Source organism: Aureimonas altamirensis (assembly GCF_001463885.1).
GTDB lineage: Bacteria > Pseudomonadota > Alphaproteobacteria > Rhizobiales > Rhizobiaceae > Aureimonas > Aureimonas altamirensis.
The window spans coordinates 14,190-27,274 of record NZ_BBWQ01000009.1; the positions used below are offsets into that span (position 1 = coordinate 14,190).

11 protein-coding genes are annotated in these 13,085 nt (G+C 66.2%); 4 read left to right on the top strand and 7 right to left on the bottom strand.

Going from position 1 to position 13,085, the window contains the following annotated elements; genetic code table 11:
- Window positions 1-9: 9 nt before the first annotated feature.
- A complete protein-coding gene (locus AUL31_RS05215) occupies window positions 10-891 on the top strand; it encodes a LysR family transcriptional regulator (RefSeq protein ID WP_060602421.1) in 882 nt (293 codons plus the stop codon).
- On the opposite strand, the gene AUL31_RS05220 is transcribed toward AUL31_RS05215, so the two are convergent.
- Window positions 845-2,266 (bottom strand): MFS transporter, encoded by a 1,422-nt coding sequence (locus tag AUL31_RS05220; RefSeq protein ID WP_060602427.1) that lies wholly within the window; start codon window positions 2,264-2,266, stop codon window positions 845-847. The genes AUL31_RS05215 and AUL31_RS05220 overlap by 47 nt on opposite strands.
- A gap of 98 nt (window positions 2,267-2,364) precedes the next feature.
- Here AUL31_RS05220 and AUL31_RS05225 point away from each other — a divergent pair, with 98 nt between their 5' ends.
- From AUL31_RS05225 to AUL31_RS05235, 3 genes are all read left to right on the top strand, one after another.
- Window positions 2,365-3,099 carry a sulfite exporter TauE/SafE family protein gene (locus AUL31_RS05225; protein WP_060602922.1) on the top strand — a complete coding sequence of 245 codons (735 nt, stop codon included), beginning with the start codon at window positions 2,365-2,367 and terminating at the stop codon, window positions 3,097-3,099.
- A 94-nt stretch (window positions 3,100-3,193) separates the two neighbouring features.
- Window positions 3,194-3,472: a type II toxin-antitoxin system RelB/DinJ family antitoxin gene (locus AUL31_RS05230; protein WP_060602925.1), complete on the top strand. Its 279-nt coding sequence runs from the start codon at window positions 3,194-3,196 to the stop codon at window positions 3,470-3,472.
- Window positions 3,444-3,764, top strand: a complete 321-nt coding sequence (locus tag AUL31_RS05235; protein ID WP_060602430.1) for a type II toxin-antitoxin system YafQ family toxin — start codon at window positions 3,444-3,446, stop codon at window positions 3,762-3,764. Before AUL31_RS05230 ends, AUL31_RS05235 begins: the two co-directional genes overlap by 29 nt.
- Before the next feature lie 17 nt (window positions 3,765-3,781).
- On the opposite strand, the gene AUL31_RS05240 is transcribed toward AUL31_RS05235, so the two are convergent.
- The 6 genes from AUL31_RS05240 to AUL31_RS05265 all read right to left on the bottom strand — a co-directional run bounded on the left by AUL31_RS05240 (window position 3,782) and on the right by AUL31_RS05265 (window position 13,066).
- Window positions 3,782-4,849 carry a YeeE/YedE family protein gene (locus AUL31_RS05240; protein WP_409359941.1) on the bottom strand — a complete coding sequence of 356 codons (1,068 nt, stop codon included), beginning with the start codon at window positions 4,847-4,849 and terminating at the stop codon, window positions 3,782-3,784.
- 268 nt (window positions 4,850-5,117) lie between these two features.
- The gene (locus AUL31_RS05245) at window positions 5,118-6,281 is read right to left on the bottom strand and encodes an ABC transporter permease (protein WP_060602434.1); all 1,164 of its coding nucleotides are present in this window, start codon (window positions 6,279-6,281) and stop codon (window positions 5,118-5,120) included.
- Window positions 6,278-7,276 carry an ABC transporter permease gene (locus AUL31_RS05250; protein WP_060602437.1) on the bottom strand — a complete coding sequence of 333 codons (999 nt, stop codon included), beginning with the start codon at window positions 7,274-7,276 and terminating at the stop codon, window positions 6,278-6,280. The genes AUL31_RS05245 and AUL31_RS05250 overlap by 4 nt, the downstream gene beginning before the upstream one ends.
- 6 nt (window positions 7,277-7,282) lie before the next feature.
- A complete protein-coding gene (locus tag AUL31_RS05255) occupies window positions 7,283-9,199 on the bottom strand; it encodes an ABC transporter substrate-binding protein (RefSeq protein WP_060602440.1) in 1,917 nt (638 codons plus the stop codon).
- Window positions 9,200-9,215: 16 nt separating this feature from the next.
- The gene (locus AUL31_RS05260; RefSeq protein ID WP_060602444.1) at window positions 9,216-10,430 is read right to left on the bottom strand and encodes an FkbM family methyltransferase; all 1,215 of its coding nucleotides are present in this window, start codon (window positions 10,428-10,430) and stop codon (window positions 9,216-9,218) included.
- Window positions 10,430-13,066, bottom strand: coding sequence for a dipeptide ABC transporter ATP-binding protein (locus AUL31_RS05265; protein ID WP_073469026.1), 2,637 nt, complete (start codon window positions 13,064-13,066; stop codon window positions 10,430-10,432). The genes AUL31_RS05260 and AUL31_RS05265 overlap by 1 nt, the downstream gene beginning before the upstream one ends.
- Window positions 13,067-13,085: the final 19 nt, after the last annotated feature.

Sequence of the window (13,085 nt, forward strand, 5' to 3'; positions counted from 1 at the left end):
CGTTACGGCATGGGCAAGCATGGGGGCGGCGTGGACGGCATCTGGCTCGAAGACTTCATGGCGGTGGTGGAAGAGGGCGGCTTCTCGCGCGCGGCGGCCCGACGCAACGTGACCCAACCCGCCTTCAGCCGGCGGATTCGCGCGCTGGAGGCGTTTGTGGGGGCATCGCTGTTCCAGCGTCTGCCGCACGGCGTGTCGCTGACACCGGCCGGCGAGGCCTTTGCCGAGCTTGCGCCGGACCTGCAACGTCGCATCGCCCATATTGCCCGCAGGGCGCGAGAGGCTGCCGGCCCAACAACGTCGGCGGTGCCTTTCGCCGCCACGCAGACGCTGTCCTTCGTGTTCTTTCCCGATTGGATCCGGCGCATGGGCGAGGGGTTCGAGCTGGGGCCTATCCAGTTGAATGCGGCAAACATGGCAACATGTGCCGAGATGATGCGGCGGCAGGCCGCCGAGTTTCTGATCTGCCATCATCACCCGTCCGTCGACGACCCCTTCGATGGCCGGCTCCAGCATCGCGTCATCGGCAAGGACAGGATGGTGGCCGTCCACGCGCCGGAGCTGGAAGGGCGTGAGATCGCCCAGCTCGCCTACAGCACCGAATCCGGGCTTGGCCGTATCGCGGCCGCCTGTGTGCCTTCGGTCTTCGTGACCGATGGAAAAAGCCCGGCCTTTACCTCGCATCTGGCCGCCGCCCTGCGTGGCGCGGCGGTGGGCGGCGCCGGCTATGCGTGGCTGCCGCTGCAACTGGTGGCCGCGGACCTTGCGGAGCGCAGGCTCGTGCGGATGGCGGGCGACCTGCCGGAGATCGACATCAACATCTGCATTTTCCGGCAGGGCGTTCTCAGCGCCGCGGCGGAACGGGTGTGGAAACGCGTTCTTTTGGGCTGACGCCGCCGCGCGTGGCGAGGTAGCCGGCGATGGCCGACAACGCCGACAGGATGGCCGCGCCAAACATGGCCGATGCCGTGGCACGGCCGATGCCGGCATCGCCAAGACTGTCGGTGGCAGCGCCCCCAAAGGCGAAGCCCAGCGCGGCGACGGCCAGAAGACCCCCGGTCCGTGCCGCCACATTGTTGATGCTGGATGCGGTGCCGCTGCGCCCGTCCGGAACGGCGTCGAGCACCGCCGTCGTCAATGGCGGCACGGCCATCGTCATGCCGCAGCCCAGGACGATCAAACCCGGCAGATAGCCGAGCCAGTAGCCGGCCTGCGGCGCGCTGACACCGATAAGCGTGAAGCCGGCAGCGGCCAGAAGCGGTCCGAGCGTCAGGGAAAGCGCGGGCCCGGCCTTCGCCGCGTAGCGGCCCGACATGCTGGAGAACAAGCCCATGATGATCGATATGGGAAGCAGGGCCGCACCGGCTTCCAGCGCGTCGAAACCATGCCCCTCGATCAGCGACAGCGGCACCATCAGCAAGCCGCCGGAAAACGCCGCATACAGAAGCACGGTTTGCAGATTGACGCCGGAAAACACCCGGCTGGCGAACAGGTCCGGAGGCATCATCGGGTTGGGGCAGCGAAACTGCCACGCGACGAAACCGGCAAGAAACGGCATCGACAGGGCCAGCAGCATGCCGCCTTGCGCCAGTGCCCCTTCGCCCATCCGCACCAGGCCGAGGCTCATCAGCCCCAGGCTTGCCGTGGCAAGGGCCGCCCCGGCAAGATCGACGGGGCCGGCATCCTTGGCTGCGTCATTGCCGCTTGCCGGGCGGGCCAGCACCCATGCAGCGGCCGCCAGCGGCAGATTTATCAGGAAGACGACCCGCCAGCCGGCCACGTCGACGAGAAACCCGCCGAGCACGGGCGCGATGGCGGTGGTTATGGCGCTAGATGCCGCCCAGATGCCGATGGCGCGCCCCCGCGCTTCGCCACGAAAATTCTGGGCCAGAAGCGCCAGGCTGGCCGGCACCAGCACCGCGGCGGCCATGCCCTGAAACAGCCGCGCGGCAATCAGCCATCCGGCGGCGAATGCAAAGGCGCAGAGCAGGGATGCCAGGGAAAACAGGACGAGACCGAGCCTGAAGCTGCGGGCATAGCCGAGCCGGTCGCCCAGCGTGCCGGCCGGCAGCATCAGGCTTGCCAGGGTCAGAAGATAGCCGCTGACCACCCATTGCAGGGCGCTGAAGCCAGCGTCGAGGCTGGCGCCGATGGCAGGCAGCGCGACGTTGACGACGGTGCCATCGATGAAGGTCAGGCTGGAGCCGAGGATCGTCGCGGCGAGGATACGCCATTCCACGGCGGTGAATGCGGATGTCCCGGCCATGCGCGCCCTCTTGCACCCCGCCATGCGGGTTTTGCGATAGAAGTACCGAAAATAGTGCGCAATCGCGATTCGAGGACGACGTGCCCGAGACGATCGACATGGGCTTCATCATCGCGGCCACGCTGGCGGCGTTCCTTGTCGGGCTGTCCAAGGGCGGACTGTCGATGGTCGGCATGCTGGGTGTGCCCGTGCTGGCCCTGACCATGCCGCCCTTGCAGGCAACGGCCCTTCTGGCGCCGATCTATGTGGCCAGCGACATGGTCGGCGTCTACCTGTACCGGCATCGCTTTTCCGGCCGCAACCTGGCCATCCTGATCCCGGCGGCCGGGCTCGGCATCGGCGTCGGATGGGCAACCGCCAGCATCGCCGATGCGCGCATGGTGACGCTGCTGATCGGGTTGATCGGCCTTGTCTTCTGCGTGGACATGTTCCTGAAGCGCAAACGCACGGTGCCGCCGCGCCCGGCCGATGTGCCGCGAGGCGTCGTCTGGGGTGCGGTCATCGGCTTCACCAGCTTCGTCTCCCATGCGGGCGCGCCGCCCTTCCAGGTTTATGTCCTGCCGCAGCGGCTGGAAAAGACGGTCTTCGCCGGCACGACGACCATCACCTTCGCGGCCGTCAACGCCATGAAGCTGGTGCCTTACACGGCGCTTGGGCAGTTCACCCTGCGCAATCTGGAGTTTGCGGCGATGCTGCTGCCGGTCGCGCTTTTCGGCACGGTTGCCGGTTGGTGGCTGGTGCGGCGGCTGCCGGAGCGCGGCTTCTACCTGTTCGTGCAGGCCACGCTGTTTCTGGTGTCGCTGAAACTGGTGGCCGACGCGCTCTTCTCCTGACGTTCGGCCCAGTAATGCCACGGGACGAGTAGGGCGGATCCGTTGAAATGTGCCTCATGTGAGCTACATTCAGCACATGGAAAGGAGGCTGATCATGGCTTCTCGTGCATTTGTGCGCGCTCGCATCGACGAGCGCTTGAAAGACGAGGCAGCGGCCGTGCTGGCCGAAATGGGGCTGACCGTGTCCGATGTCGTGCGGATGACGTTGACCCGCGTCGCAAAGGACAAGGCCTTGCCCTTCGAATTGAAGGTACCGAACGCCGAAACGCGCGCCGCAATCACGGAATCGCGCGCTTTGGCGAAGGCCCGTAAGGCACGCTTCAGCAGCGGTCAGGAATTGTTTGATGGCCTCGACGAAGAAAACCGCAAGTAGCAAGCGGGCTTCGCTGCCAAGATCGGCCGACTATACAAAAAGCTTCGTAAAGGATTGGGAGCGGCTGACCCGTTCTGGCCGCTACAACATGCGCCAGATCAAGGAGGCCATGCTTCTTCTGATAGCGAACGACGAACCGCTCGGCCAGGAATGGCTTGACCACGCCCTGAAGGGGGACTGGGCGGACCACCGGGAATGTCATATCGGCGGGGATTTCCTTCTGGTGTATCGGGTGGACGGCAACAGCGTGATCTTCGTGCGCGCCGGTACCCACGCTGAGCTGTTCGAGTAATCGACGCGCTCTGACCTTCAAGCGCCGTCGCCGCCGGCGACCGCGCCGCGCCGTTCTGCAAAGAAGAAAGGGCGCAGCTTCACGCCGACGATGTTACCGGCGAATGCCGCGACCGCCCAAAGCCAGCCATGCAGGCTGCCGGACGCGATGCCCGAGAAGTAGGCCCCGATATTGCAGCCATAGGCGATGCGCGCGCCGTATCCCAGAAGCAGCCCGCCGATGACCGCCGCCACGAGCGAGCGCAGCGGAATGCGCAGCGACGGCGCGAAGCGGCCTGCCAGCGCCGCAGCCAGCATGGCGCCGGCGATGATGCCGAAATTCATGACCGAGGTGATGTCGGCAAAGACGCTTTCCGACAAGGCGCGGGCATTACCCGGCATCTGCCAATAGGCCCATGCCGTCGGGTCGATGCCGACGAGTTGCGCTGCCTTAGCGCCCCACAGCGCAAAGGCGGACGTGATGCCCCAGGGACGCCCGGCCAGCGCCAGCGTGACGAAGTTGAGGATGGCCAGCGCAACCGCACCGAACACCAGCGGCCAGGGCCCGCGCAGATAGCGCTGCAAGCCGTGGCGCGGCGAGGGCGGCGCCTGTTCAAGCTTGCCGCCGTTGCGGCGCTTTTCGATCACCACCGTCAGGGCGGCGATGGCGGCGAAAAGGGCCAGCGAAACCGCGATCCCGACAGGCGCCCCGAGCGAAACCAGCGTCACCGGCTGGAACGACGGAAGCGCGACCCACCAGTCGAAATTGATGGTCGCCAGCACCGAGCCGATGATGAAGAACAGCAGCGTCACGAGCATCCGGGCATTGCCTCCACCCGCGGTGAAGAGCGTGCCGGACGCGCAGCCGCCGCCCATCTGCATGCCGATGCCGAACATGAAAGCCCCGACGATGACCGAGGTGGACAGCGGCGAAACGTTACCGCGCACCTCTTCGCCGAAGAGCGTGCCGGAGGCGAGGACAGGAAAGAACAGGAGCACGGCGACGGCCAGAAGCACCATCTGGGCCCTCAGGCCCCGGCCGCGCCCTTCCAGGATGAAGACCCGCCATGCCGAGGTAAAGCCGAAGGCCGCGTGATAGAGCGCCATTCCGAGTGCGCCGCCCGTCAGGAACAGTGCGCCCTGCCTGGGGCCGAAGGCCAGGGCCAGTGCGACCGTGCCGATGGCAAGAGCGGCGAGCGCCCCGAAGACCCGGGGATGGGGCCGTGGCGCCGGAACGTGGTGCGGCGATGGTGGACATGGCGAACCTCGATATGCGGAATGGCTGCGTTTGACGCCGTAGATAGACCCGGCACAGCGCAATTACGAAGCATGGCTTATCGTATTTGAGGCCTGACGCGGCATGGTGTTCTATCGTCTACACCTGGGCATGCGGGTCCAGCGCGTCGCGCAGGCCATCTCCGAGAAACGAGAAGGCCAGCACCACCGCGATGACCGGCAGCATCGGGAACAGTAGCCATGGATACAGCGCCACGGCCTCGATGTTCTGTGCTTCCGTCAACAGGACACCCCAGCTTGTGATCGGCGGGCGCAATCCGAGGCCGAGGAAGCTGAGCGCCGTCTCGGCGAGGATCATGGTGGGAATGGACAGGGATGCCGAGGCGATCAGATGGCTCATGAAATTGGGTATGAGATGCCGCCCGATGATGCGCGCCGGCCTTGCTCCCATGGTGACGGCGGCGGCGGTAAAATCTTCCTCGCGCAGGGATAGCAGCTTGGAGCGCACGGCGCGCGCCAGCGATGGCCAATCCAGCAGGGCAAGAATGAGCGTGATGCCGAAATAGACAAGAAGCGGGCTCCACGTGACCGGGAGCGCGGCCGACAGGGCCAGCCAAAGCGGAAGCTCCGGAATGGAGCGGAGCACCTCCGTCACCCGCTGGACCCAATAGTCTATCCTGCCGCCGAAATACCCGGCCATGCCTCCGAAAAACAGGCCGAGCACGAAGGACAGGGCAACGCCGACAAGGCCGATGGTGAGCGATATGCGCGCGCCGTAAAGAACGCGCGACAGCATGTCCCGCCCCAGCCTGTCGGTGCCCATCAGGAACAGCGTGCCGCCGTCCGGCGGGCAGACGAGATGCAGGTTGCCCTCGACGAGGCCCCAGAAGGAATAGGGCTCGCCCCGGCAGAAAAAGCGGAGCGGCATCGGGGTGGTGCGCTCTTCGGCATAGCTGCGCTCGAGCGTCTCCATGTCCAGCGTTCCCACCATGCGGTAGGTGAAGGGGCCGATGAGACTGCCCTCATGGAAAAGATGCACCGGCTGCGGCGGCATGAAGATGAAATCGGTATGGCGTGCGGCCAGCGGATAGGGCGCCAGGAACTCGGAAATCAGGATGGACGCGTAGGCGAAGCCCAGGAAGACAAGCGAGAACAGCGCCAGCCGGTGGCGGCAGAAGCGCCACCAGACAAGCTGCCCCTGCGACGCGCGCATGAACCGCTCCGACCGCATGGTGCCCAGCGCCTGTGTGCGGCCAGGGTCGAACGGCTCGGTGGAGACGAAGTGCGGCAGGCGCCCGCTCATGCCTTGCGTTCCGCCTGCAGGCGGACACGCGGGTCCACCATGGCCAGCAGGATATCGGACAGGAACATGCCGACGACGGTCAGAAGCGCCAGGAACATCAGGAAGGAGCCTGCGAGATACATGTCCTGGCTTCGCAGAGCGGATAAAAGCATCGGCCCCGTGGTGGGCAACGACATCACCGCCGAAACGATGACCGAACCCGAGACCACCTGGGGCAGCAGCGTGCCGATATCCGAGATGAAGGGGTTCAGCACGGCGCGCAGCGGATAGCGGCGCAGCAGCCGCCCCTCGGGCACGCCGCGTGCCCGCGCGGCGACCACATAAGGGCGGTGCAGCTCGTCCATCAGATTGGCGCGCAGGCGGCGGATCATTCCGGCAGTGCCCGCCGTGCCGATGACGACCACCGGCACCACCAGATGCGCCAGCAGCGATCCCGCCTTGGCCGTGCTCCAGGGCGCATCGACATATTCCGGGTCCGTCAATCCGCCGATCGACAGCCCGAAATATCGGTTCGACAGATACAACAGGATCAGCGCCAGCAGGAAGTTCGGTGTTGCCAGGCCGAGATAGCCGAGAAACGAGAGCCCATGGTCGGCAAGGCCGTATGGGCGGGTGGCCACATAGATGCCGATGGGAAAGGACACGGCATAGATGAACAGGATGGTGGCGAAGTTCAGCACCAGCGACAGGAAGAGGCGGTCACCGACGACGTCGCTGACGGGCATGCCGTATTCGAAGGAATAGCCGAGATCGCCATGCAGCAACCCGCCCACCCAGGTCAGGTATTGAAGCGGCATGGGCTTGTCGAGGCCGTACTGCTGGCGCAGGAACTCGATCCTGTCCTGGTCCACCGTTTCGCCCGATGCCTGCATTTCGGCGATGGTGGTGGTGAGGTAATCGCCCGGCGGCAACTGGATGATGACGAACACGATGACGCTGATGGCCAGGAGCGTGCCTGCCATCGTTGCCAGCCTTCGCGCAATGTATGACAGCATCGGCGCTCAGCCCCGCCCTTCGGCCACCTGCGCGGGCCGCGTCAGGAAGAAGCTGTCCGGCCGGTACATGCCGAAGAAGGCGCCGGGATTCCAGTTGTAGATACCCCGTTGCGGAACGTTCTTCAGCCGGTCGGATACGACGACGATCTGGTCGATATTGGAAACGATGCCGATCCGCAGCGCCTCGTCGGCGTTGATGCGCAGCATCTCGCGCCAGATCTCGGCCTTGCGGGCTTCGTCAGTCGTTTCGCTCCACTCGGCGTTGAGCGCCAGAAGCTGCCGCGCGGCGGGCATGTCGGGCTCCGCTCCCGACGAGCCCTTGGTTTCGTACCAGGCACCCCAGGCGGGCCATTCCGGCTGGCGCGAGTTGGTGGGTGCAAGCTCGGCCGGGTCTGATTTCGCGATGGGCAGGGCATTCTCGAGGCCCGTCCATACCGACATCAGCGTCAGGCCTGCCGATATCCGGCGCTCCATGGTTTCGCGCTCGCCGGTGCGGGTGATGAGCGTGATGCCGATCTTGCCCAAATCTTCGGCCACCAGCTCCAGCACGTCGACCTGCTCGGTATCCTCGCCGGCCGTCTCGACCACGATGATCATCGGCCGCCCGTCGGGCAGAAGGCGAACCCCTCCGGGTCCGCGCTTGTCGAGGCCCAGCCCGTCCAGAAGCCTTTGCGCATAGGCGGGGTCGTAGCCCGCATAAAGGTTGGCCGTGCGCGCGTCGTAAAGGGGCGATTGCGGCTCCACCGTATCGATGCCCGGCCGCCCCAGCCCGTAATAGATGGCCTTGTTGATGTCTTCGCGGTTGATGGACAGCGACAAGGCGCGGCGGAAATCCGCCTGCCGGAAGAGGTCGGCCCAGACCGCGTCCTGCGCGTTGAGGTTGGGAAACAGCACCAGCCGCGAGCCGCGTCCGCTTTGCCAGCGCCGCACTTCGAAATCCTCGATCTTTTCGGCCCGGTTCAGGAAGGCGAAATTGGCGAGCCCCAGATAGCTGGCCTGCAGGTCCGCCTCGCCGGCGCCCGTCTTGGCGGGGATCAGGCGCGGGGCGGCGATGCTCATCGCCACCTCGTCGATATAGGGAAGCTGATGTCCGTCCGGGTCGACGCGATGGAAAAACGGATTGCGGGCGAAGATGAACCGATCCGATGGCGGATACGTCCTCAGAACCCACGGCTCCAGCGAGGGCATGTCGGGATTGCTGTTCTTGTAGGCCTGGTCGAACTTGAAATGCAGCGCGACCCAGTTGCGCTGGCCGGCTTCGGCTACGGCGCGTTCTAACTGCTCCGGCTCTGCGTAGCGGGCATGAAACTGCTTCAGGTAATGGGCCGGGCGGAAGATGTAGAGCGGTTGCGCGCCAGCGATCGCCGGCAGGAAATAGGGGTTCGGCGCATCCCATTCGTAGCGCACGGTCACGGCATCGGGAAAGGTGACGCGCGGCGGCTTGCCGTCTACCAGCAGCTCGCGCGGCGGGCCATAGGGGGCAAGTTCGACATTGTTGGCGATGTCTTCCCAGTAGTAGCGGAAATCGTCGGCGGTGAAGGGTGCGCCGTCCGACCAGCGGTGCCCCGGCCGCAGGCGGAAGGTGAAGATGCGACCGTCCTCCACCTCCACGGCCCTGGCGATGTCCGGTGCCAGGGTGCCCTCGGGCGTGTAGCCGACAAGGCGGGCGTAGCCGTACACGACCATGCGCCGCGTATCCTTGGCCTGGCCTTCGATCAGCCGCAGCGTGCCGCCATAAGAGCCGATCTCGCCGCCATGGGCGCGCGGATCGTAGACCAGCGGCTCAACGGGAATCCGCTCCGAGACGGGCGGAAGGCTGCCATCCGCAACCCGCTGGGCCAAGGCAGGCGGCTCACGCCAATCCTGCGCCAGGGCCGGCGCGGCCATGGCGGCCAGAAAAAGGAGGATCGCGGGCAGCCGCATGCGATGCAATCTCCGCTCAGGCAGCACGAGGCAATACCAGAAGGTTGGTGTGCCCCTTGTCGGAAAAGACGCGCTCGACACCGTAATCGTTTTCGCCGAGCCAGAGGCGGAAAGCCTCCGCCGTGGTCTCGGCCACCTCGATGAAGATGGCGGGGCGGTTGCGTGCGATCACGCCCCTTGCGCCGGACAGGACGTCCATCTCCATCGCCTCGACATCGATCTTCAGAAAGTCCACCGGCCCGGTCAAGAGGGCATCGAGTGGTTGAACCTTTATGTCGCCGGCAACATCCTCCACCAGCCGGGTTGCCCCAAGCCCGCCGCGCTCCGATTTTTCGGCACGCATAACGACCGGCCGTGCGCCGACGCCATGATGCAGCATCGAAAGATCCACATTGGCAAGCCGGTTCCACGCCACCGCGCGTGCCAGCATGTCGGCTGCCTCGGGCAGGGGCTCGAACGGAATGACGCGGGCCGCCTGCATCGGCCCGGCAAAGAAGATCGTGTGGTTGCCGGTGTTGGCCCCGATATCGGCGATCACGCGCCCCGGCCCAAGCCGGCGTCCGAGCCACGCCAGCTCGTCAGCCTCAAAGAACAGTCCGCGCGTCTGCTCTCGTTCGATGCCGGCATTCCGGCCCGTATAGGGCAGAAAATACCGGCTGTCGCCCCAGTCGACGGTAAGCCTTGCCGGGTCCAGGTGAAGACGCGCCAGGATGGCGGTGCGTTCAATGGCGCTCAGCGGCTCCGGCTCGGCAGGCCGCTCGCTCAGGGGTTGCGCCAGCTTGACGGTGCGCGCATGGAGCCACAGCGCGAACAGGGTGGCGACCTTGTCAACGTCGTCGAGATGGCCGGCCTCGGCAAGCCGGCAGATCGTATCGGTGCGGGCCAACACCGTCTCGCCCACCCACCAGTTGAGCAGCGCGTGGGGCAGCCGCGCCGCCTCGTCGAAGGCCAGGCGCGACGGCCGCCAAAGGGCAGGCGGGGCCCCCGTAGCCAGCGCCCCGAAGATGATGTCGTAATGCAGGCTCGCCAATGCGGCCCTGTCCAGCGCCTCCGGGGACGGTGTCTCCTGCGGCGGCGTATGGAACAGCCATTCGCAGCCGCGCTCCCTTGCTGCCTTTGCAAGGATGGCAAGGCGCATGCCGAATGCCGCCGCCTCCGGGACAGGTACCGCCTCGACGGTTATGAAAGGTCCCGCCGCCGCCAAAGCGGCGTCGTTGGCCGCAAGGCGCATCAGGCGGATTCCCGTTCTGTATGATGGATGGATGGGTCCACGGCGGCATAGGTGCCGCCGCGGCTGTAATTGTCGTGCCAGGCAATGAGCGGATCGGTAAAGGGGCCGCTCGCATACAGGCCGAGCTTGAAGTAAGGGCCAAGGGTCTGGTTGCGGTAGCCAAGCGTCCCGTTGAACCGGAACAGGCTTTCGCCGTTCACGAAGCATTCCACGGCGCCGTCGCCGCCGCTGGGCCATTGGACGCGCAGGATAAAGTCCATCCATGTGCCGGCCGTCGCCGCCGTTTCCCCGAACAGATGGACGATCTCCGGTGTCGGCGATGCGATGGCGCCGGCGGCACCGGTAAAGCGCAGCACACCGCCCCGATAGCGCAGGGCTATGGGCGGCTTGCCGGATGGCTCGCCCAGCCGGGCCTGGTCATGCCATTGCGCCAGCACGATGGAGGTGTCCGGGGGCGGCGCGAAATCGACCGGCAGGAATGTGGAGAAGCCATACCAGCACTCGGCGCCGGGGGGCGCGTTCCACCAATCGCGCAACTCGGCGCGGTTGCCCTGGCTGACGGTATCCTGCGGCCGAAGCTCGAAGCGGCACGAAAAGCGCCCGGTGCGGGCGCGCGACGTGTCTGCCCGGGCCGACCATGGGCCGACGAGGCGCCGCGTGCTCCAGCCGTCCAGCGTGCCATTCTCGAAATCCAGATGCACCGTCGCCTCGCCCTTCGGATCGGTGGCGATGGCGCGCGCGATCTCCTCGTGTTCGGCCGGGCTGCGTCCGCCAAGCTCTGCATCCGTCGGTACATGATGCGCGCGCACGGCATGGTCCGGGCCCACCGTCACCATGCCCGGCTCTGCGCCCGTAGCGTCGGGCAGGAAATCAGGCCCCCATTGCGACGGCCCCGATTGCGTCAGGCCGATGGCATCCAGATCCAGCCGGTTGTTGGGGTCCGGCTCCGGCACGGCGCGGATCAGCGACCGCGTATAGGGGTGGCGCGGATCGGCGAAGAGGGCGGCGCGCGGCGCCGTTTCCACCAGCCGCCCGCCCGACATCACGGCGATGCGGTCGGCCAGATAGTCCACCACCGCCAGATTGTGCGAGATGAACAGGCAGGTGATGCCGAGCCTGTCCTTCAGGTCGCGCAACAGGTTCAGGATCTGCGCCTGCACGGATACGTCCAGTGCTGAGACCGGCTCGTCCAGCACCAGCAATTCCGGCTCCAATGCCAGCGCGCGGGCGATGCCGATGCGCTGCCGCTGCCCGCCGGAAAAGCTGTGCGGGTATCGGGCCATGTGGCTTTCGTCCAGGCCCACCAGCCGCAGCAGGTCCAGCGCCTTGTCCTGTCGGCTGGCCGGCGTGCCGATGCCGTGGATCTTCAGCGGCTCGGCAACGATGGAGCCGACGGTCATGCGTGGATTGAGCGCCGAATAGGGGTTCTGGAACACGAACTGGATGCGCCGTCGCCATTGGCGCAAGGCTTCTCCCTCAAGCGCCAGCACATCGATGTCGTTACCGTCCGGGCCTGCCATGCGGATGCTTCCGGCATCCGCCTCGATGCTGCGCGCCAGGATGCGCGTAACGGTGGTCTTGCCGCTGCCGCTTTCTCCCACAAGGCCGAGGCACTCGCCGCGCCGGATTTCGAAGGATACGTCGTTGACCGCCAGCGGCGCGGGCTCGCTCTTGCTGCCGGGCCACAGTCCCGCCTTGCGCCCGGCAAAGCGCTTCTGCAGGCCTTCGGCCCGCAGCAGCACCGCCTGGGCGGCGGCCGGCGGCCGGGCGGTGGCCGGCAGCGAAACCGGAATGTCGCGCAGCGGTTTCAGCCGTTCGTCGCGCGGCATGCCGATACGCGGTACCGCGCCCACCAGCGCCTTCAGGTAAGGGTGGCGCGGCTGGGCGAAAAGCTCGTCGGCCATGCCGCTTTCCATCACCCGTCCATGGTGCATCACCACCATCTCGTCGGCGAGGTTGGCGACAACGCCAAGATCGTGCGCGATCAACAGGATGGCCGTGCCATGGTCGCGCTGCAGATCGCGCAGCAGGCGCAAAATCTCGGCCTGTACCGTCACGTCCAGGGCGGTCGTCGGCTCATCGGCAATCAACAGGGCCGGGCGGGTTATGGTGGCCATCGCTATCATCGCGCGCTGGTTCAGGCCGCCGGACAGTTCGAAGGGATAGGCGTCGATCTGCCGTTCCGGCTGCCGGAAGCCCACGGCCGCCAGAGCGTCGATCGCCCGTTTGCGGGCCTGTGCCGCATCGACCTTCTCATGCAGCATCAGCGCTTCGACGATCTGCGCGCCGATGGTGTGGAAGGCCGAGAAGGAGGTCGAAGGCTCTTGGAAGATCATGGATATGCGCGCGCCGCGCAGCGCCGTGAAACTGTTCGACAGCGGCGGCATGGCGGCAAGGTCGAGAGGCCTGGACAGGCCGTCATCGAACAGGATGCGCCCGGCCTCCATGCGGGCCGCGCCCGGTAGAAGGCCCATGATGGCGTGCGCCGTGACCGATTTGCCGGAGCCCGATTCGCCCACCAGCGCAACCGTGCCGCCCCGCGGCACGCGGAAGGATACGCCGCCCACGGCGCGCACCCGGCCGGATGGCGCATGAAAATCGACGATCAGGTCTTCAATCTTGAGAAGGTCGTCCATAGGCCCTTGGCGGAAACGA

What these genes read in the sequence shown, in the direction of transcription:
- AUL31_RS05250 (WP_060602437.1), bottom strand. Translation starts at nt 7,276, where the DNA reads ATGCTGTCATACATTGCGCGAAGGCTGGCAACGATGGCAGGCACGCTC.
- AUL31_RS05265 (WP_073469026.1), bottom strand. Translation starts at nt 13,066, where the DNA reads ATGGACGACCTTCTCAAGATTGAAGACCTGATCGTCGATTTTCATGCG.
- AUL31_RS05235 (WP_060602430.1), top strand. Translation starts at nt 3,444, where the DNA reads ATGGCCTCGACGAAGAAAACCGCAAGTAGCAAGCGGGCTTCGCTGCCA.
- AUL31_RS05230 (WP_060602925.1), top strand. Translation starts at nt 3,194, where the DNA reads ATGGCTTCTCGTGCATTTGTGCGCGCTCGCATCGACGAGCGCTTGAAA.
- AUL31_RS05260 (WP_060602444.1), bottom strand. Translation starts at nt 10,430, where the DNA reads ATGCGCCTTGCGGCCAACGACGCCGCTTTGGCGGCGGCGGGACCTTTC.
- AUL31_RS05255 (WP_060602440.1), bottom strand. Translation starts at nt 9,199, where the DNA reads ATGCGGCTGCCCGCGATCCTCCTTTTTCTGGCCGCCATGGCCGCGCCG.
- AUL31_RS05220 (WP_060602427.1), bottom strand. Translation starts at nt 2,266, where the DNA reads ATGGCCGGGACATCCGCATTCACCGCCGTGGAATGGCGTATCCTCGCC.
- AUL31_RS05215 (WP_060602421.1), top strand. Translation starts at nt 10, where the DNA reads ATGGGCAAGCATGGGGGCGGCGTGGACGGCATCTGGCTCGAAGACTTC.
- AUL31_RS05245 (WP_060602434.1), bottom strand. Translation starts at nt 6,281, where the DNA reads ATGAGCGGGCGCCTGCCGCACTTCGTCTCCACCGAGCCGTTCGACCCT.
- AUL31_RS05225 (WP_060602922.1), top strand. Translation starts at nt 2,365, where the DNA reads ATGGGCTTCATCATCGCGGCCACGCTGGCGGCGTTCCTTGTCGGGCTG.
- AUL31_RS05240 (WP_409359941.1), bottom strand. Translation starts at nt 4,849, where the DNA reads ATGGCGCTCTATCACGCGGCCTTCGGCTTTACCTCGGCATGGCGGGTC.